Annotated in this window: 16 protein-coding genes; 4 read left to right on the top strand and 12 right to left on the bottom strand. The window is 64.5% G+C overall.

The annotated features are described in order from the left end of the window. Positions 1-4: 4 nt before the first annotated feature. From FFK22_RS29070 to FFK22_RS29030, 9 genes are all read right to left on the bottom strand, one after another. Complete coding sequence (locus tag FFK22_RS29070) at positions 5-658, bottom strand: PIG-L deacetylase family protein (RefSeq protein ID WP_138891289.1); 654 nt, start codon at positions 656-658, stop codon at positions 5-7. Continuing rightward, positions 658-1467, bottom strand: coding sequence for a sugar phosphate nucleotidyltransferase (locus tag FFK22_RS29065; RefSeq protein WP_138891288.1), 810 nt, complete (start codon positions 1465-1467; stop codon positions 658-660). Before FFK22_RS29065 ends, FFK22_RS29070 begins: the two co-directional genes overlap by 1 nt. Continuing rightward, positions 1464-2777, bottom strand: a complete 1314-nt coding sequence (locus FFK22_RS29060; protein ID WP_138891287.1) for a class I SAM-dependent methyltransferase — start codon at positions 2775-2777, stop codon at positions 1464-1466. Before FFK22_RS29060 ends, FFK22_RS29065 begins: the two co-directional genes overlap by 4 nt. A gap of 360 nt (positions 2778-3137) precedes the next feature. After that, positions 3138-4736, bottom strand: coding sequence for a lipopolysaccharide biosynthesis protein (locus tag FFK22_RS29055; protein WP_138891286.1), 1599 nt, complete (start codon positions 4734-4736; stop codon positions 3138-3140). 121 nt (positions 4737-4857) lie between these two features. Next, complete coding sequence (locus tag FFK22_RS29050) at positions 4858-6033, bottom strand: class I SAM-dependent methyltransferase (RefSeq protein WP_138891285.1); 1176 nt, start codon at positions 6031-6033, stop codon at positions 4858-4860. A 43-nt stretch (positions 6034-6076) separates the two neighbouring features. Further along, positions 6077-7075, bottom strand: a complete 999-nt coding sequence (locus FFK22_RS29045) for a glycosyltransferase family 2 protein (protein WP_138891284.1) — start codon at positions 7073-7075, stop codon at positions 6077-6079. Between the two features lie 227 nt (positions 7076-7302). Then, positions 7303-8358, bottom strand: coding sequence for an NAD(P)-dependent oxidoreductase (locus tag FFK22_RS29040; protein WP_138891283.1), 1056 nt, complete (start codon positions 8356-8358; stop codon positions 7303-7305). A gap of 392 nt (positions 8359-8750) precedes the next feature. Beyond that, positions 8751-9488 carry a GDSL-type esterase/lipase family protein gene (locus FFK22_RS29035; RefSeq protein ID WP_138891282.1) on the bottom strand — a complete coding sequence of 246 codons (738 nt, stop codon included), beginning with the start codon at positions 9486-9488 and terminating at the stop codon, positions 8751-8753. Between the two features lie 67 nt (positions 9489-9555). After that, positions 9556-10650 (bottom strand): LysM peptidoglycan-binding domain-containing protein, encoded by a 1095-nt coding sequence (locus tag FFK22_RS29030; protein WP_138891281.1) that lies wholly within the window; start codon positions 10648-10650, stop codon positions 9556-9558. A 662-nt stretch (positions 10651-11312) separates the two neighbouring features. Between FFK22_RS29030 and FFK22_RS29025 the strand changes: the two genes are divergently transcribed. From FFK22_RS29025 to FFK22_RS29015, 3 genes are all read left to right on the top strand, one after another. After that, positions 11313-13307, top strand: coding sequence for a calcium-binding protein (locus FFK22_RS29025; protein ID WP_138891280.1), 1995 nt, complete (start codon positions 11313-11315; stop codon positions 13305-13307). Positions 13308-13632: 325 nt separating this feature from the next. Next, positions 13633-15027 (top strand): PleD family two-component system response regulator, encoded by a 1395-nt coding sequence (locus tag FFK22_RS29020; protein WP_138891279.1) that lies wholly within the window; start codon positions 13633-13635, stop codon positions 15025-15027. 270 nt (positions 15028-15297) lie between these two features. After that, complete coding sequence (locus FFK22_RS29015; protein WP_138891278.1) at positions 15298-16494, top strand: fatty acid desaturase; 1197 nt, start codon at positions 15298-15300, stop codon at positions 16492-16494. A gap of 10 nt (positions 16495-16504) precedes the next feature. Here the strand turns inward: FFK22_RS29015 and FFK22_RS29010 are convergent, their stop codons facing one another. The 3 genes from FFK22_RS29010 to FFK22_RS29000 all read right to left on the bottom strand — a co-directional run bounded on the left by FFK22_RS29010 (position 16505) and on the right by FFK22_RS29000 (position 20135). Then, positions 16505-17890: a sensor histidine kinase KdpD gene (locus tag FFK22_RS29010; RefSeq protein WP_138891277.1), complete on the bottom strand. Its 1386-nt coding sequence runs from the start codon at positions 17888-17890 to the stop codon at positions 16505-16507. Beyond that, the gene (locus FFK22_RS29005) at positions 17887-19083 is read right to left on the bottom strand and encodes an FIST signal transduction protein (protein WP_186002714.1); all 1197 of its coding nucleotides are present in this window, start codon (positions 19081-19083) and stop codon (positions 17887-17889) included. Before FFK22_RS29005 ends, FFK22_RS29010 begins: the two co-directional genes overlap by 4 nt. A gap of 80 nt (positions 19084-19163) precedes the next feature. Next, positions 19164-20135, bottom strand: a complete 972-nt coding sequence (locus FFK22_RS29000; RefSeq protein WP_138891275.1) for an EAL domain-containing protein — start codon at positions 20133-20135, stop codon at positions 19164-19166. A 125-nt stretch (positions 20136-20260) separates the two neighbouring features. On the opposite strand from FFK22_RS29000, the gene FFK22_RS28995 reads away from it, so the two are divergent. Continuing rightward, positions 20261-20587 (top strand): hypothetical protein (locus FFK22_RS28995; RefSeq protein ID WP_143956886.1); only part of this gene is annotated, 327 nt, incomplete at its 3' end.

The raw sequence follows: 20587 nt of genomic DNA, 5'->3' as shown, positions 1-20587 counted from the left end.
GGCGTCAACCGATCAGCCCTTTGGCCAGGACGAAGGCTTCAGCATAGCGCTCCGGCGCCCGGCACTCCATGCCGCGCAGGCGGGCGAGGCCCCGGAACGTCTCGGCATCGAACCAGTCCTTGGACCGCTGGGTGCCGAAATGAGCGAGCAGAAGCTCGACCTTCCGCTCGAGGATGTCAGCGTCGAGCGGCATGTAGAAGTTCGGCTGGCCGAGGTCGCCGTCCCATTTCGGGATCTCATATTCGAGGATGAGATGGTCGCGGAAGGCGTTCCAGGTGAGCCGGCAGGTCTCCTGGTGGTCCTGGTGCGCGTCGTCCCGGCGGTGGGTCAGGATGACGTCCGGGCGGCTGCGGGCCTTCAGCTCGGAGAACCAGGCCTTGATCTCGCTGCCCTGATACGGAAAGAAGCTGTCCTTGAAATCAGCGAGCTCGACGACGGAGCTGACCACGCCGGAGAGGAAGGCGGCGGCGGAGGCCTCCGCCTCCGCCGCGCGCGGGCCGGCGGCGCTGAGCACGCACCAATGGACATGCAACCGGATGCCGGACGCGATCCAGGACAGAAGCGTGCCCCCTGCCCCGATTTCGATGTCGTCCGAATGCGCACCCAGGCACAGGACGGACAGGCTTTCGCCCGGCCGCGCGAGACCCAGTGCCCGCATCAGGCCAGCACCAGGGGCTTGACCTTCTCCTTGGGCGACGCCGGCACGCGCCAGGGCATCTTGCCCTGCTCGACCAGATCCTCGAGCGCCTGCCGGTCCTTCAGCGTGTCCATCGAACGCCAGAACCCCTCATGCTTGTAAGCCATGAGCTGGTTCGCCTCGATCAGCCGCCGGAACGGCTCCAGGACCAGTTCCTCGCCCTCGCGCATGAAGTCGAAGATCTCGCGCCGGAACAGGAAATAGCCGCCATTGATCCAGATATCGGAGCAGTCGGAACTGCGGATATCGTGCACATCGCCGTCCTTGTCGATATCCGCCAGGTGGTAGGTCAGCGGCGGCCGCACGGCCATGAAGCAGGCGATCTTGCCGCTCTTCTTGAAGCGGTCGACCATGTCGTCGAGATCGCAGTTGGTCAGGCCGTCGCTGTAGTTGGCCAGGAAAATCTCCTCGCCCTGCACCTGGTCCCGCACCGCCCACAGCCGCTCGCCGATGTTGCGCCAGATCCCGGTGTCGATCAGGGTGACCCGCCAGTCCTTGTCCGGCTCGCTCAGCAGCTCGACATTGCTGCCGAATCCCGAAATGACGCAGTCGGCGAAATTCTGCGGCCGGTAGTTCAGGAAGAAATCTTTGACGATATTGGCCTTGTAGCCCAGGCAGAGGATGAAATCCGCGTGGCCGTATTGCCGATAGTATTGCATCACATGCCAGAGGATCGGCTGATGCCCGATCGGGATCATCGGCTTCGGGATGTTCTCGGAATACTCCCGGATTCGGGTTCCCAAGCCACCGCAGAAGAGAACGACTTTCATCGGTGCAATTCCTTCGGATCGATGACCGCCACCTCGGGGATGGGGACGACGAACTTTCCGCCCCACTCCGCGACATGGCGCATCTGCTGGACGATCTCGTCCTTGAGGTTCCAGGGCAGGATCAAGATGTAGTCGGGCCTGGCTGCGTCGATCGCTTCCACCGGATGGATCGGGATGCGCATCCCGGGCGTGAAGTGGCCCTGCTTGTAGGGATTGCGGTCGACCGTGAAATCGAGGAAGTCGGTGCCGATGCCGCAATAGTTCAGCAGCGTATTGCCCTTGCCTGGCGCTCCGTAGCCACAGATGGTCTTGCCCGCATCCTTCGCCTCGATCAGGAAGGACAGAAGCCGCCGCTTGGTGCGACGGACCTGCTCGCCGAACGATGCGTAGGTCGCGATGTCGCGGAACCCCAGGCGTTGCTCGCGGGCCAGCAGGTCCGGGACGCTCTCGGCGGTCGGCCGGGCCGAGCCGGCATGGGCCAGGTACACGCGCAGGGAGCCGCCATGGGTCCGAAGCTCCTCCACATCGACCAGCCTGAGCCCATGCCGGGACGCCATTCGCTCGATCGTGGTCAGAGAAAAGTACGAGAAATGCTCGTGATAGATCGTGTCGAACTGGTTCTCCGCCATCAGCCTTTCGAGATGCGGGAACTCCAGCGTGATCACGCCCTCCGGCTTCAAGAGCCGGGCCAGGCCCGAGACGAAGTCGTTGAGGTCCGGAACCTGGGCCAGCACATTGTTGCCGATGATGAGATCGGCCTGCTTGCCCGCTGCGACGAGCGTGCCGGCCAGCTCGTGACCGAAAAAGTCGACGCAGGTCGGGATGCCCTTCGCGATCGCCACCTTGGCGACATTGGCCGCCGGCTCGACCCCGAGGACAGGGACGCCGAGCGGCAGGAAATGCTGCAGCAGGTAGCCGTCATTGCTGGCGATCTCGACGGCCAGGCTGTCCGGCCCGAGCCCGAGCCGCTGCTTGACCATGCCGCAATACGCCTTGGCATGGTCAACCCAGCTCGTCGAGTAGGACGAGAAATAGGCGTATTCGCGGAAGATGTTCTCCGGGCTCACATACTCCCTAAGCTGGACCAGGAAGCAATCCCCGCACACCAGCACGTTGAGCGGGAAATGCGGCTCCATCTCGTCGAGCTGCTCGGGCGCAATGACGGTCTGGCAGAGCGGAGAGGATCTGAGATCGACGAACATGTGCTCGAGTTGGCTGCCGCAGAGGCGGCATCGGGCGGCGTGACCTCGCCCCGCCCCGGGCGTCCCGCCGACGGCGTCGCGTGATGCATCGAGTAGCTGAACATTCATCCTCAATCTCCATCGACGCCGTCTGCGTCCGTTCCGATATCAAGGGACCACCAATGCGCGGCCGCCAACTGAGGCCAGACCTCGGTTCACGATATTCTTAAAATTTACTCATCTTTTCTTCAAAAAGAACAGAAACCGGATCGTCGCCATCACTTCAATACAGTATCAACAAACGAGGCCGACGATCACGTCATTAAGATTGAGTTTCCAGTCGTCGATTTGGACAGCTGGTCATGATTATTTACTCCACCATTGGCCGGCTCAAGTGATGCATTCGACCGGGCGGCTACCACCAAATGGGTACAGAATCGAAACCGCCTGCACCAAGTCGGATACGGACCCGACCAACCTGGACCGGGATCAGCCGGGAGGGATCGGCGGCGGTTCCGCCTGGCTCGGGCCGGCGTGCCGGCGCCGGCGCAGGGCGGCGCGCAGCGCGCCCGCGACCTGGGCCCGATTGGCCGAGCTGAGGCCGAACAGCCACAGGCTTGCCAGACAGACGGCCCCCCCGACGGCGGTGCCGGCCAGCAGCCGGTCGAGAGCGCTCGGCAGCAGCGATCCGCCCGCCACCGCCATCGTCGCGACATAGGTCGCAAGGGAGACCGGCAGCAGCGGCAGAAGGCAGGTCCGGCCATAGGTCGCCATCGACACCCGCAGCCGCCGCAGGCCGTCGCGCAGGACGATCCAGTTGGTCGTCAGCAGCTGGGCCAGCAGCGTGGCCAGAGCGGCGCCGAGCAGCCCCAGACGCGGCACCAAGCCCCAGGACAGGAGGAGGGCCAGCCCGCCCGCCAGCAGGAAGGGAACGGCATAGACCTCGTTCTCGGTTGCCCGGGCGAAGGTGAGGATCGCGTTCTGCTGGACGCAGAGCACGAACATGACGCCCAGGGCGGTCAGCACCGGAAGGCCCGCGAAATGGTCGGGCCCGATCCAGACGCCGATCAGGTCCTGGCCCACCACCAGAAGCGTCGCCACGCCGGACACCATCAGGATCAGGGTGATGCGGAGGCTGCGCAGCACGATCTCGTGGATCTCCTCCATCGTGCCGCTGTGCCAGAGCTGGCTGACATAGACGCTGGACGTCTGGCCCAGGGCCAGGGCCAGGATCGCGAGGTTGTGCAGCAGCGTATAGACGGCGTAGTAGGCCGGCACCTGCGCCGTGTCGACGTAGAGCGCGATGAAGTACTGGTCCGTCTTGAACAGCACGGCGAAGCCGACGGCCGTGAGCCATGACCGGACTGCAGGCGCCATCATGCCGCGCATCAGCGCCCCGTCCCAGCGGCCGGGCACCGAAAACAGGTGCGGCTGCCGGCGTTGGACATAGAGCCGCAGCGACAGGCGGACGATGACGCCGCCGATTGCCGAGACGATCGAGAGCCAGAGAAGGCCGCCGCCGGCCAGCACCACCAGCAGCTGCGCCAGCAGGGTGACGATGCCGACCGCCGTAGCGGCGATGGTGCCCGCGGCCACATAGCCGAGGCCGGTGGCCAGTGCGGTCCACAGGCCGGACCAGGCCATGGTGGCGTAGCCGAAGCACAGCAGGATCCAGGCGATCCATGCCGTGGTCGGCGCGACCTGCCGCAGCTCCAGATGCCAGAGATACAGGCTGCCCAGCGCGAAGGTGACGACGAACACGCCGATGGACACGAAGCGGTAGGCGATGCGCCCGGACGCCAGCATGTCCGCGAGGTCGCGCCGCGACTCCTCGTCCAGGGGCCGGTCGGGCCCGGACAGGCTCCTGCCGGCCACGAAAGCGATCCGCCGCGTGATGGTGGGGGTGAGTCCTGCCTCCATGAGGATGCTGAGGAAGATCGTGCTCTGGCCGAGCACCAGCCAAAGCCCGAGCTCCTCGGAGTTCATCATATGGAACATGATCGGCAGGATCAGGAGATTGAGCCCGATCCGGATCACCTGGCTGAGCCACGAGGCCGAAACGGCGAAGGCGATCTTCCGGCCGATCACGGGCGTTCTCCGGGTGACGACGGCAAGGTCCCGGCCTCGCGAGACGGGATGGCTGTGGGCTTGGCGGCGCGGCGGCGCCGCGGATCAGGCCGGCGGTGACCGAAAGGATGGCCGGGCATGGCTACACGCACCGGAGCTCGGGGTCGCATCCCTGCGCCCGCAGCATCTTCTGGATCTCGTCGCGGTAGACGGAGTTCATGACCACCACCAGGTCGGGCGGTGTCGTGGACAGCTCGTCGGGCGATATGATCTCGTGGCCGGTGGCCGGCAGGTAGCGGCCGTGGCGGAACGGATTGATGTCCACCACGGAGGCCACCTCGCCGTTGAGGCCCACCGTGGTCAGGAAGGCGACTGCCTTCGAGCCCGACCCCCAGAGCACCGACCGCCGGCCCGACGCCGCCATATCCGTCAGCCGTTCGCGCCAGGCCGCGATCACGGCCCCGACCCCTTGCCGGAACTCTTCGGTCCATCGCCGGGTCTCCGCCACCGCCACTTCGCCGGCCGGGACCGGCACCGGCGCGCTCGCCGGCCGGGCCTCGATCATCAGGTACTGGTCGTCATAGTCGGTCCAGACCCGGTCCACGGCGAAGCCGCAGCGCTGGAAGAGGCCCGAGAGGCTGTGCGCCGTGAAGTACGAGCAGTGCTCGTAGTAGACGTCCCAGAACGCCCCGTCCTGCAAGACCCGCCTGGCATTGGGGACCATGAAGAAGATGCGGGTATCCTGCCCGTCGAGGGCGCGGCGGATCATGCCGACGAAGCGGCCAACATCCGGGATGTGCTCGAGCGTCATCTTGCAGCACAGGAGGTCGCAGGCGACGGGGCCGGTCGCCTCGTCGAAGCGCTCGCGGAGGAACCGGGCACGCCCGGTCGTGGCGTCGTCGAGGCGGCCCGGCACGAAGCTGGGATCGTAGCCGACCCCCTCATTGTCCCCGAGCCGGCACAGCAGGGCGAGAAACTCCCCCTTGCCACAGCCGATCTCGACCACGCGCCTGCCGTGCAGGCCATGCCGGTCGATCAGGTCGCGGGCCAGACGCTCGTGGAAGGCGTTGAAGGTCGGGGAGAAGCCCTGGGTCTCTTCATAGGCTTCCGAATAGACCGTCCGCGACTCCTCCCAGGCGGCGTTGAAGATGAAGCCGCAACCGGGGCAGAGGCACAGCCGCAGCGGGGCGACCGGGAAGGCGAGCGCCGCCGCCTTGTCGTTGATCAGGAGGCAGCTGTTGGTCGGGATCGCGGGCAGGTCGTAGAACGAGGCGCCCACCTCGCCGCCGCAGCTGGGGCAGGCAGTGACGATGGTCATGGCCGATTCCTTCGGACGCCCCGAGCTGCTCGGATGATGGCCGTCATTTCCGCACCTCGGGATCGGATCGCACCCTTGCCGCACCGAAATCAGGCAGCTTCCGGCCCCGCAGCCAGTGCTTGACGCGCCGCCCCAGGGTCTGGATCCGCGGATCGGCCGCCGTGATCGGCTCGATCACCAGCCGTGACAGCGTGTGCCGCGTCAGGACATGGCGCAGGAGAGCGAGATACAGCCTCCGGCGCTCCCCTCCCCGGGTGACATGCTTGCGGATGGCCCCGAGGGAATGCAGCTGGATCTGCCAGGTGGGGCAGAGATCCAGCAGGCGGGCGCGGTCGTTGTTGTTCCACCACCGCCAGGACGCGGCGCGGTCGACCAGGACGGCGTGGCTGAAGCGCTCGGGATGATCCCGGTTCAGGAACAGCGGTTCGGGCACCAGGGCGAAGCGTCCCAGCAGCCCAAGCTCGATGCAGAGGACGACGTCCGAGCAGGAGAACGGGGCGAGCAGGCCCGTCTTGGCCATGACGTCCCGCCGGACCAGCGCGAAGACCTCCCAGCAGTAGCGAGGATGCCGGACCAGCACCGCGAAGCGCTCGGACACCTGTGGCGAGGCCGCCTGCTGGATGCCATCGTCGCCGACGAACCTGGTCGTGCCCTTCGCGTCGATGATGCTGACGAGGGGCTGGGCGAGGATCGCGTCAGGCTGCCGGTCCAGCGCGGCCACGCAGCGCTCGAGACATTCCGGCGCCAGAAGATCGTCGTGGGCGAGCCACCGGAAGTACTCTCCGGTGGCCAGCTCGAAGGTCCGGCCGAAATTGGCGCTCGCTCCCAGGTTCCGGGGATTGCGGTGGTATCGGACCCGAGGGTCCGCGGCGGCATAGCGCCGGCAGATCTCCTCCGTCCGATCCGTCGAGCCGTTGTCGCAGATGACCAGCTCGAAATCCGCAAAGGTCTGGGCCAGGACCGAATCGATGGCTGCGGCCAGATAGTTTTCGCCGTTGTAGACCGGCAATCCGATCGAAACCCGGCATCCGTTCTTGACCATAACAATCCTTCTCGCCTTCGCCCATGAGGCCGAAGCTGCAATCGACACACCCTTCCATTGCGGTATTTTCTTATATTCCAGCCCGGCTATCGGATCTTCTGGCCACTGGGCAGAGTTTTCTCATTTGATTGAAGAAATATTTAATACCTTTTAGGACCTATTCATTCGAAGGCTGGCGCCTTGGCTATGCCGAGGGAGCGAGGAGCCTTACGCCCCGTTCAGCCACATCATTCGGCTGCGCAGGCCGACGGCCGGGCAATGCGGCGGAGATCGTCGCCGATAATCCCGTCCGCCATCAGCTTGCGGATGTGGCTGATCCGCTGGTAGCGGGGACCTTCGAACTCCTCCAACGTCAGGCGCGAGCATAGATAGGCGGCATAGAGCTGCTCAGCCCCCCGGCGAACATCCCATTGCGGCTGGAACTCCGGGAGGACGCGGGCAATTTTCTCGAAGCTCACCCGATAGGACCGCTTGTCGGGCCCGGCATCCGCCGCGATCTCCAGGCGGCAGCCCGGGACGACCTCCGCCACGATCTCGGCGATGTCGCGGATGCGGTAGTTGTGCTCGGTGCGGCCGACATTGAACGCCTGGTTGAACACAGCCTCGACCGGCGCGCGCAGACCGGCCAGAAAGGCCCGGGAGATGTCCTGGATATGAACGATCGGCCGCCAGGGCGTGCCGTCGGACTTCAGATAGATCAGCCCCTTGGTGACGGCCCAGGCGACAAGGTTGTTGAGGACGATGTCGAAGCGCATGCGAGGCGAGAGCCCGTAGGCCGTGGCCGGACGGAAATAGACCGGGCAGAAGCTGTCGTCGGCCAGACGGGAGATGTCGCGCTCCGCCCACACCTTCGACCGCCCATAGGCCGTCACCGGGTTGAGCGCCCCGTTCTCATCCACCATCTCGTCGCCGGCCAGACCGTAGTTGCTGCACGACGACGCGAGCAGGAAGCGGCCGACGCCCGCCGTCTTGGCCGCCTCGGCGACGTGCACGCTGCCGAGATGGTTGATGCTGTGGGTGATGTCGGGATTGAGGTCGCCCAGCGGATCGTTCGAGAGGGCGGCCAAGTGGATCACGGCCTCGAAGCCTTCGAGATCGCGCGGTGCGATGTCCCGGATGTCCTTGCGGATGTTCGGCACATCCGCGATGTCGCCGCCGGCGTCATAGGTGCACCGCTCATAGAGATCGCTGTCGCATCCGGTCACGCTGTGACCCGCCTGCATCAGCATCGGAACCATCACCGTGCCGATATACCCCCGGTGACCCGTAACCAGAACTCGCATGCGGTGTTCCCCTCAACTCGACGGCGATGAACAGGCACTGTTGTCCTGCGGGCCTCCTGCCCAGTTCGATGGCCCGAGTCAGAGGCTATGTCATCGGGGGACCGCCTTCCGAGAGGTCCGATCGGAGGGAGCATCGCGGCAATCGTTCGTGTTCGCAGTCGTCGGATGGAAGGGCGCCCTGCACGATGGTCCGATGGCCCTGTCCGATTGTCGAGGAACCACCCCTCTTTCGGCCGGAGCACCCGCTGCATCGCACCGGCGGATGGATGAACGAAGCGACCCGAACGGATGATCGTCGGCACCACTGCAGGCATCGCGTCGTGGGAACGAGATCCTCGCCCCGATCCATCGGGAACGATCGCCCTGCGGTGATCGCGGATGAGCCCTGCGCCTCAGCCGCCGGGGCTCCCGGCGTCGGCTCCCTCGCCCCGCAGATAGGCCTCCACCATCGCCGCCCATCTAATGTAGGCAGCGGCGCGGAGATGCAGCCCGTCGGCGGTCAGCTCGGGCGGCAGCGCCCCGTCCGGGGCGAGCCCGGCATTGAGATCGAGGTAGCCGCTGCCGGTCTCGGCTGCGAGTGCCTTCAAGCCATCGTTCAGGACGCCGATCTGGTCGTTGCGGCGGAAGTCCCAAAGACGCCGGATGTCGGGCCAGGCATGATCGTCCGCGACATAGAGGACAGACTGGACGACGACCCGCGCCCCCGCCTCCTGCAGACGGTCGATCAGGGTCCGGAAGGGCTGCAGGAGCGCGGCCGGCGGCGTGCCGTATCCGAGGTCGTTGGTCCCGACCATCACGAAGACGAGACGCGGGCGCAGCCTGGTGACGGTGTCGATCCGCTCCAGGATCTCGCCCACAGTGTCGCCGGAGGCACCCCGGTTGACGACATCTCGGCCGGGCAGCAGCTCGTTCCATTGCGGCGCGGCGGTGATGCTGTCGCCCAGCATCACGATGTCGGCATGGGCCGCCGGATAAAGCCGCGACAGCTCCACCGGCAACGGATCCACGCGGTGGCGAGGCTGGATAAAGGCGAGATCGGGCAGGAACCGCGCCATGACGCGCTGCGGCAGCTGGGATTCGAGTGCGACCGCGACGAGCAGGGCGGCAAGGATCAGGGCGAGGATCTTCATCGCCGGTCGATGCCGATCATCCCGATCCCGCTTGCGGAGGCCGGCGATCCGTCGCGGCGGCGGCCATTCACGAGGCGCGGCCGGTCCCGGCTGACGCCTGGGGAGCGGGAACGGTGAGGACCTGGCCCGGATAGATCAGGTCCGGATCACGGATCTGGACGCGGTTGGCCTTGTAGATGATGGTGTAGTGGGTGCCGCGCCCATACGCCCTGTGCGCGATCCGCCACAAGCTGCTGCCCGGCTGGACGACGACCTTGCCCTGGGCCAGGACGAGATCGTCGGGGGCTGCGCGCTGAAATGGCGTCTCGGTCCGGTCGGTCACCCGGCCTTCCGCGTCCAATTGGTCGGCCCGCAGACGATACGTGCCTGGGGCGATCGGGCGGTCTGCCGCGATGCGGAACATGCCGGCCTCGCCGATCCGGCCTTCTCCGATCGGAAGATTGTCGAGATAGAGCCGGACGAAGGCGTCGGCCGCCCCATGCCCGCTGACGATCACCGCCCCGTCTTCGCCGTAGTCGATGAGGTCGATGGACAGGCCCGGCAGCCCCAGGGCGGCCTGGTCCGGCGCCTGCAGGATGGTGGATGCGCCACCGGCCTTCGGGGTGAGGAAGACAAGCGGCTTGCCGTCGCCCTGGCCCGGCCCCGCCGCCAGGCCGGCGACGCTCCCGTCGGGCTGGGGTACGACGACCAGCGCGACATCGTTCGAGACTGTCGTGCGGCCGTCGAGGGTCGCACTCAGCGAGAGCTGATGATCGCCCGGCGCGATCGGCGCCTCCGAAACGAAAACCCAGTCGCCATTGGCATCGGCATCGACCGAACCGATCGCCGTTTCGCCGTCGAACAGAGTGATCCTGGCCTCGGCAGGTCCTTGGCCGGCAATAACCTGGAATCCTCCTGAATTGACACGGATCGCGTCGAACCGCAGCTCAGGCTCAGCGCTCGGCCCGGTCTCATCACCACCCGCAGCAGGGGCAGACGCCCCGTCCGTCGCGTCGAGCGACGCCATCCGAGGATCGGTGCCGGGCGACAGCGATGACGATGCCGGCGCCAGTGCGACCGGCTGTTGTTCCGGCGCCTCGGTCGCGATCCGGTATATGACGGTCGATGACGCCGGGAGGAGTGCGAGCGCCGCGCCATAAATCAGCAATCCGTGCTTCACCATCGGACCTGCCCAGGTCAAGTGCCGTGTCAGCCCATCCAAGCACGGTCCGCAAAGAAGCCGCCAAGATGGGCCTACTCCATCTCTGCGTACCCCCGCTTTTTCTGGTCACCGACTACTCTCGATCCCGGCGCGAGGGCATCTAATTCATGTAATTATAGAAGAATGGCTTATGCGGCACGAGTACCTCTTTTGTAGATCTGGTTCGTGTCAGTCGTAACCATTGCCGCGGCTGATGTCGGCGAAACACGACGATCATCGCAGGAGCGATGCCGAGCCACATCCTGAGGGGATTCCCTGCGCCCGCCCGCCACACAGCCGAGCGAGGCGATGCCCGGCCAACGCCTGTCCCGACTTAGAGCCTTCGGTCGATTCCGCATGACCAGGCTAGCCCCACCTTCCTCCGGTGGCGGAATATGCATCGCATTTCGGATGCTTTTTATCTTCTTTCTCCCTATCCCAACCCGCCGGCATCCCATCTTTGAGCCGCTTCAACACCCGAAATGGCAGGTGGATTACTTTCCACATTATAAGTCTACATTGCCGTAGAGCTCTGACCACTAGGTCCGTGCGCCTGTCCAGAGCAAAAAGACTTAAACATTGACGCATCGGATTCCGCCTTCTTACTCAGAGGCGCCGAACTTTTCTTTATTGATGAGGAAACAATGGCAAACTTCCCCACAACAGACGATGACGTGATCACTGGCTCAACTGGATCTGATCATATCGATGCATTGGCCGGCGACGACCACATCTCGGGTCTCGACGGGGATGACACCCTGGTCGGCGGTGACGGTGACGACTTTCTCTTTGGCGATGGCGGCGATGACCTCCTATATGGCGGAAATGGCCGCGACTACTTCCACGGCGGCGACGGAAACGATACGGTCTTTGGCGGCGACGACGCCGACGCGCTCAACGGCGGCAATGGCGACGACCGCCTCGATGGCGGCAGCGGCGACGACCAGCTGGACGGCGACGACGGCAACGACCTGCTTTATGGCGGATGGGGCGGGGACACGCTGAACGGTGGCGAAGGCAACGACCGGATCGAGGGTGGCGCCGCGGGCGATGCGCTGAGCGGCAACAACGGAGATGACGTCCTCTACGGTGACGATGGCGACGATTACATCTGGGGCGGCGATGGTCTCGACACCTTGTTCGGCGGGACCGGCATCGATCGTCTCAGCGGTGGTGCGGGCGATGACCAGATGAACGGCGGTGCAGGCAACGACCGCCTCGTTGGTGAAGATGGCAATGATGTCATCGACGGGGGCGACGACAACGACGAGATCGACGGCGGCGCCGACAATGACACGATCGATGGCGGCGCCGGCATCGATTGCCTCAACGGCGGCACGGGTGACGACCTCGTCCGCGGCGGCACCGGAAATGACAAGCTGACCGGTGGCGACGGCAACGACTGGCTCGCCGGCGACGCCGGGGCCGACGTGATCAATGGCGGGGCCGGCATCGACACGGCGAGCTATGACGCCTCCAAGGATGGGGTCACGGTCGACCTGAGGTCCGGCGCCGGCACAAGGGGCGATGCCCAGGGCGATACGCTGATCTGTGTGGAGAACCTGGTCGGCTCGAAGGGCATGGATGTCCTGATCGGCGACGAGAACGCCAACGTCATCGACGGCGGCGATGGCCGCGATACGATCGCCGGCGCGGCCGGCAACGATACGATCAGTGGCGGCAACGGCAATGACGACCTCAATGGCGGCGCCGGGGCCGATGCGATCGACGGCGGCGCCGGCATCGACACCGGAGACTACAATGGCAGCAGCGCCGCGGTGACCGTTAACCTGGCGACCAACGTCAACACCGGCGGCTATGCCGAGGGCGACACGCTGGTCGGAATCGAGACCCTGCAAGGCAGCACCTTCGGCGACAACCTGACCGGCGACGGCGCGTCGAACACGCTGCGGGGCATGAACGGCAATGACGTGCTCAATGGCGGCGCCGGCTGGGACACCCTCGAGGGCGGCAATGGCGACGATCAGTTGAACGGCGGCGCCGACGGCGACACCCTGCGCGGTGGCGCCGGCGCCGACCAATTGGCCGGCGGTGACGGCATCGACATCGCCAGCTATTACGACAGTGCCGTGGGCGTGACGATCAACCTGCAGACCCAGGTCAACACCGGCGGCACCGCCCAGGGCGATACGATCGCCAACGACGTCGAGACGATCAATGGCAGCACTCACAACGACGTCATGACCGGCAACGCCCAGAGCAACACGCTGCTCGGATTTTTCGGGGCCGACACCCTCAACGGCGGCGACGGCGGCGATGTGCTGCGGGGAGGCTACGGCGCCGACACGCTGAACGGCGGCAACGGCGCAGATTACTTCAGCTACACCAGCGTGTCCGAAAGCACGGCCTCGGCGGCCGACACGATCCAGGACTTCCAGGCCGGGACCGATCTGATCTCGGTGCGGCTGATCGATGCCGACGGCAATGGGGCGAACGGCGACACGGCCTTCAGCTTCATTGGCACCAGTGCCTTCTCCGGCACCGCCGGGCAGCTTCGGTACGAGATCAGCGGCAGCACGACGACAGTCTCGGCCGATGTGAATGGCGACAGCGTCGCCGACTTCGTCATCCGTCTCGATGGAGCGATCGCGCTGCAGGCGTCGGACTTCCTGCTGTAACCGGACCGGCTCGGGCGCCTCGCACGCCCGAGCCGTTCTTTTCGCGGAAGATGGAGGAGGGATTCAAGGCGGGCCATATAATTTTATGCAGGCTACCATATAATATTATGCGGAATCGGACCGATTCTTTGGCATCAGAGCATAAAGCGGCCGGAAACGCTCCGTAATGGCGTAGACGCGTATTATCCTTCTGTGTGATCCCCGCCGGACGTGCTATTCTTTTTATGTGCCGGCTGGCGCAATCTCCTTATCGATCCCATCCAATCGCATTACTTCAAAATTGAAATCGCTTTCGTAAGGGCAATTTCGGCTTGAGACAGAGAAAATGACAGCTCAGGTGCTGATCGTTGATGACATAGAAGCTAATGCCCAAATATTGAGCATTGTCGCTCAGGATCAGTACTATGCTGTCCTAACGGCTCGGAATGGCATCGAGGCGATTGCCTGCGCGCAGAATTGGCAACCGGATGTCATCATTCTCGATGTGATGATGCCGGAACTCGACGGTTATGAGACCTGTCGACGCCTGAAGGCAGACGAACGGACCATGCACATACCAGTCGTCATGGTGACCGCACTTGATGGTGCAGCCGAGAAACTGCGCGGACTCGAATGCGGCGCCGACGACTTTTTGACCCGACCGATCGATACGGAAACCTTCCTCGCCAGGGTCAAGGGTCTCGTCCGTCTCAAGCAGCTCTTTGACGAATGGAGAGCCCGGCACGAGACGACGCGGGCCTTGGGACTTGCTCCCGAGCCGCTCGACAGGGTCGAGGTGAGCGGCACTCGCGCACTGATCGTCGACGATTGGGACCTCGGCGCAGCAAGCGTCGAAAAGGCGCTGGCTGAGGATGGCGTTCAGACCGTGCGGGCCGCCAACGAGGAGGAGGCGATCGCGATCGGCGCCAGCCACCCGTTGAGCCTGATCGTCATCAATCTCTCGATGAGGGGATTCGAGCCCTTGCGCCTCGCCTCCCGGCTCCGGGCCAATGTGGCCAGCCGCGACATCCCTCTTCTCCTGATTGCCGAGCCCGATCATCGAGACCTTGTCCTGCGCGGCTTCGACCTAGGCGTGAACGATTGGATCTCACGGCCACTCAACCCGAACGAGCTCAGAGTCCGGGCCCGCAATCAGATCCGGCGAAAACTCTATCAGGACCGGCTGCGAAGCGCGCTCGACGGCGCTCTCAAGATGGCGCTGACCGATCCGCTGACCGGCCTCTACAATCGTCGCTACTTCATGCGGCACCTCGAAGGCGTACTGTCGGCCAGGCAGTTGGCGAACGTCGCCCTGCTGATGATCGACGTCGACAGCTTCAAGATCGTCAACGACCGGTTCGGCCATCAAGCCGGCGACGCGGCGCTTGAGCTGCTGGGGGAGAGGCTTCGCCTCGAGGCCCGGGCCGTGGATCTTATAGCCCGGCTGGGAGGCGAGGAATTCGCCGTCGTCATGATCGGCGCCGGCCTCAATGAAGTCGCCGCCACTGCGGAGAGGATCCGTGCCAAGCTGGCGGCGGAGGAATTTGCTCCGGCGCCTGAGAGTGCGTTTCCATTGACGGTCAGCATCGGCGCCGCGGTGGCCCAGGCTTGCGACATCAGCATGGACAAACTGATGCGGGCAGCCGACCGCGCGCTGTACCTCGCCAAGGCACGGGGACGGAACCGGGTCGAGGTCGTGGCCCTGGAAGGCCCGGACGACCGGACCGCCGTCAGCTGTTGACCCGCATCGGGCATACTGCGTCGCCAGCACCCATCTGCCTGGCCGCTTGACCGTTCCTCGCCTGACCTCGACGTGGACGCGATCTTGGTCCGAGGAATACATTGTAGCCAGCGCCTGGAGCGCCCCATCTATTGACGGGCGACGCTGTTGCTTTCACATCTCGCGAGCATAAGGCAAGCTTTTTAGGTAATTCCCATCCTTTGGAAGGGCTATCGTCCGTTCCGAAGGCATGAAGAATTGCCGTCGTGCCGATGCGGCAAGGAGCGTTTGATGTCCATCTTTGTTGCCGAAATCGAACAGGTCGGCTCGAGCGAAGTTGCGCCGGCCATGCGCCGGCCCCCCCGCGTCGAAATGGCCGCAAGGCTGCCGGCTGTCTTCCAGCCCTTCTTGTCGTGGCTGACCGCTCGGCCGGCGCCGGAGGAGGCGGAGGCCCCGCGCACGCCGATGTATTTCGTTCATCAGGGATGCCTCCTGGTCGCGGCCGGCCTGTCCCTCGGCGTATTGTGGACCTTCCTTCCGACGGTCCCGGGCGCCTTCCTGCTCTTCATTTCCCTGATTCTCACGACCTCCGGTCTCGGTGTGTTCCAAGTCGTCGTATTTCATCATTGCGCCCATGGCACCGTCTTCCGCACCTGGGAGCGCAACCGGGCCGTGGGCCGGCTGATCTCCGCCATCTTCCTGTTCAAGCATTTCGACCACTATCGAAAAGAGCACATGCACCACCACAGCGCCCGCAAGCTGCTGACCGAGGAGGATGAGTTCGCCGATTTCGTCCTCGGCATGTGCCGTCTCGAACCAGACGTGCCGAAGCGCGAATTGTGGCGACGCGTGCTGGTCAACGTGGTCTTCTCCCCGGACTTCCATGTCCGGTTCCTGCTGCGCCGCATGCGCGCCGCGATGCGCTCGCACGATCCGCGGCACAACATCGTGACGATGGCCGCCTTGGCGATTCCGGCGCTGGCATCAGCCCTTACGGGCCATGCCCTCGCCTTTCTCATCATCTGGTTCCTGCCGCTGACCTTGTTCCTGCAATGGGCGACGATCGGCCGGATCCTCTGCGAGCACCGCTTTCCCGAGCCGGCGTTAATCGCCGCGCGGGACAAGGAGTTCGTCTGCCTGGCGACTGCCGGCGTGTTTCCGGGCGCCCCCTTGCCCCGGGGGTCGGCCTGGTCACCCCCGGGCCTCGCCGCCTGGTGCGTCTGGTGGCTGAACATGCTGACGATCCAGCTCCTGGTCCGCGTCATCGTCCTGGTCGGGGACGCGCCATGCCACGATTTCCACCACCGCCGTCCGTCGACCAAGCAGTGGACAGACTACATTCACGCCCGACAGAAGGATGCGGATGCCGGATGTCCTGGCTTTCCGCTGAACTACGGCGAGACCTGGGGGTTGTTTCGTGCCATCGACGAGAATCTCGCGACGCTGTCGGCCACGCCCAAGGGAGTCGTACCGACATGGCCCCACTAGCGGGCCGGGATCAGCGCTTGGCTTTCGGGCGATCGGCCCGCTCTGAGCTGCCCAGCGCCGCCGGGAAGATGATGCGGACGATGGTCCCGCCCCCAGGCTCGCTCGTGATCGCGAGCGAGCCGCCATGGGCTTCGACAAGCCCCTTGGTGATCGGCAACCCCAATCCGGTGCCGGCTGTCGTGCGGGTCAACGCGTTTTCGAGCTGACGGAACGGCTCCATCGCGATCGCGATCTCCTCCGGCCGCATTCCGATCCCGGTGTCCGTGACCAGGAGTTGGATCGACTTGTCCGTTCCGATCTCGACATCGACGGCCACCTCTCCCCCCTGCGGCGTGAACTTGATCGCATTGCCAATCAGGTTGTCGAGGATCTGGCGAAGGCGAACCGAGTCGACAAGGAGGCCGAAGGCGGGATCGATCGGCGACATCGACAGCGCGACGCCCCGCTCCACTGCCATGCCGTCCGCAGCCCGGACGGCGGCGCCCACCGCATGCTCCAGGCGGATCCATTCGGGCTGAATGGCCAGGTGGCCCCGGGCGATCCCCGAGTAGTCCAGAATATCGTTGATCAGGCGCAGCAGGTGGCGGCCTGAGCCGGCGATCTCGCCTGCATAGGCGACGGATCGTTCGACTGTCAGGGCGGGGGCTCGCTTCGAGGACAGAATGTCGGCCAGACCGATGATGGCGTTCAACGGCGTCCGCAGCTCGTGGCTCAGCGTCGCGAGGAAGGCGGCTTTCGCCTCGTCGGCCTGCTCCGCCGCGCGCATTGCTCGCCGAAGCTCCTGCTCCGCCTGCTTGCGGGCGAGCACGTCGATATAGACGGAGAGGCCGCCCTCGATGAGTTCCTGGTCACCGGCTTCGAACGCCCGACTCACATTCGCCTCGGACCGGTTGCCGATCATCAAGGCATGGCCCGTCATACGGTCATACGCCCAGAGGACATAGGGCAGTTGCAGGATGCCCGTGAGCTCGTAGGCCGGCGGCTCGATCCTGGACTGGGCGGTGGTGAAGAAGAATTCCGGGACACTCGGCAGTGTGATCGGCGTGGCCATCTTCTCACGCAGCCCGATGGCGTGCGTCACACGAAAGCTCCGGTTTCCGGGAATTTCTTCAACCAGAAGCGCCGCGCGGTCGCACATTGCATTGTCGATGACGATCTCCAAGATCCGGTCGCCGAGATCCTCCGGGCCGATCACCGTGTCGGCGAGACGGTGGGCCTCACGGATCAATTTGGCCAGGGTTCGGCTGCGCCGCGCCTCCCGGAATGCCTGGCTCTGTTCCTCCTGCAGCCGCAGCAGGCGCGCGCCGAGATCATTGCACTCGCGCTGGTAATACGCGAGCTCGCGCTCCAGCTGGCCGGGCGGCACACCGACAGTCCTTCGCGAGCCGCTGTTCATCGCGCCGACAGTACGGTCAGGAGGCCGGTCCAATCCAAGGGCCGGCTATAGCCGTCGAAAGGTGCGATCTCGACGCCGGAATAGAAGCCGAGAAAGGGGATAGAGGAGTCGAGGCCGTCCGCCACCAGCCGGGCCTCCTCGATTGCGGCGCCGCTGCGGGCGCTGGCGCGGCCCGCACAGTCGATATAGATTGCCAGGAAGGGCTGTCCGCCCTGCTGCGTCCGGTTGATCGCGCTGATCCCGTTGCGAACGCTGTCGAGCATCAACGCGTTGTCGCGGGACATGATCTGAACCCGCGTGCCGAGGCGGAAGTCCTTCTCGAACAGGGTGATCGAGCCGGTGGCCCGATTGGCCCGCAGGATCAGTCGGTTGACATAGCTGTTCTCGTCATAGGCGGCATAGGGATCCCCCTGCTTCTCTCCCAGCGTCGCGATCAACGACAGATCGTGCGACGAGGTGCTGCCGAGCGTCACGCCCAGCATCTGCTCGATCACCTCGAGCGCCGGCCTGCCGTCGAGCTCGAAGACCTCTGCCCCGTCTATGCGCGTGATTTCCATGAAGGTGCTGACCGGTCGGCAACCGTGCAGGATGACGGTCTCGTCCTTGAGTCCCAGTGGAAAGACGAGCGCTACGGCCGCGTGCTTGATCGCCGATATGCCATCGAGCACCCAGGCATCGGATAGATTCATGTCGGTCAGGGTTCCCCCGCCGATCAGCCGGATTCTGTGGCCGCCAAGCCCTGATTGCAAACCCTCGACCAGGTCGCTCGCCGGATGCAGCCGCAGCGGTGATGAGCTGGCGACACTGTCGTAGAACATCAGCACGACAGAATCCTGCTCGGCGGTTTCGGCCAGCATCTGGCCGAGCGAGAAGCCGGCGGCGTGCTCGCCCTGCAGCAGATCGCGGTTGACCACAATCTGCGGCAGGAAGTCGTCCTCTCCGAAGGCGACGAGCCCGACCTCCAATCCACTGTAGCCGAGGCCGTCTCGCCAGATGATGCCGGCCGCTGATCCGCCGACGATCGGAACCGCGTCGCCGAACGTGGCCCTCAGAGCCCTGAGGATATCGGACCCTTCGTGCTTGCCGCCGCAAAAGACCAGCAACAAGCGCGGGACCATGCCCCCTAGCATCGCCCGACACTGTTCAATGGCTGTCGCCGCCGAGACGCTTCTTCCCTGACCGATCGCGACCATTCTGCCCCCCGGGCTCGGGCGCCCGACGAGGCGCCTGCGGAGCATCCATTCAGCGGCAGGACGCTCGCCCTGTCCATCGGTCAATGCACTGGCACACGCCAGAGATCCCGGCTTGGCGCCACCGCCCTCTGCTCCGGCACCGCGACCAGAAATCCCTGCAGTCGTTCGCAGCCGAGATCCTGCAGGATCCGCAACTGGGTTGCGTCTTCCACGCCCTCGGCCGTCACATAGACGCCAAGTTCCCTGGCGAGTTGCATGATGGCGCGGACGATCGCGACGGCACGCGGATTGGATGGCAGGTCTGCCACGAGAGACTGGTCGATCTTCAGCCCGTCAAATGGAAAGCGACGAAGCGCGTCGAGGGAAGACCAACCGGTGCCGAAATCGTCGAGCACCAGCCAAACGCCCAGATCTTTCAACTGCTCGAGCACCCCGGCGACCTCCTCTGATGCTTCGAGCCGAACCGATTCGGTGATTTCAAGCTCCAGGCGAGCCGGAGCGAGCCCGGCGGCCGCAAGCACCGTGGCCACCATCGAGGGGAACGCAGCCGATCGGATGTGCGCTGCGGAAATATTGACCGAGACTTGCGCGGCCCATGGCCAGGAGGCCGCCTGCCGGCAGGCGTCCTGGAGCGCCCATTCGCCGAAGTGAGTGATGAGGCCGGACACTTCGGCCACCGGGATGAATATACTGGGAGCTATTTCGCCGTGGATCGGATGGCGCCATCGCATCAGCGCCTCAAAGCCCCACAAGTCACCGTCAGAGACGGCGACGATCGGCTGAAACACAAGGAAAAACTGTCTGGCCTGGCGCGCTGTCAGGAGATCTGCTTTTCCGGGCGATCCTCGTTTCCACCCACGGCGGAGGCGAATAATGACTTGTCTCCCAATGACTGAATCGTTGCCGATGGGGCCTCGATTGTGGCGAGGCAGATCCGATTCCCGAGCGGGGCAGGTGGGGCATTCAGAACGATGCAGGAAACAAAAAATTTTAGATTGAACAGATCTTTTTGAGAAGGAGAAATTTCGAAGCCGTGCCCACGTCACATTCATTCGTGGGCCGCAGGCAAATCGACCCGCTCCGCCCGCGCACAAGATGACACCCGAACTGTGGATTCCGAAGCAATGAACCGGCACATATTTGAATATGAGATGATATGCTAGTTTTCTGTGGACAAATGATTTTCAAGATATGGCAGACCTTCAAATTGATAATGCATCACATAAGCAGTCATATTCCTTTTGGAGAAGTTGAAGCCATGCCGAGTTCAGGGAACTATCACCTCCCGGAGGTGCGAGCGAAGCCTCCTTCACTCTGGACGGCATTGCCGCTTCGGCTGGTGATGTCGACCAAGGATGCGGCGGCGTTGACGATGATGCGACACGAATTGCTCGGGCTCTCCATCGCGGTGTTGTCCGCCGTTCTGATGCTGGGCACCGCTTCGGCCTCGGCCCAGTCGATGACCGAGGCGCTGGCCTCGGCCTACGCCACCAACCCGGATCTG

It is taken from the genome of Mycobacterium sp. KBS0706 (genome assembly GCF_005938675.2).
GTDB lineage: Bacteria > Pseudomonadota > Alphaproteobacteria > DSM-16000 > Inquilinaceae > Inquilinus.
Note: the sequence above shows the minus strand (reverse complement) of the source record. Positions and strands in the feature narration are given on the sequence as shown.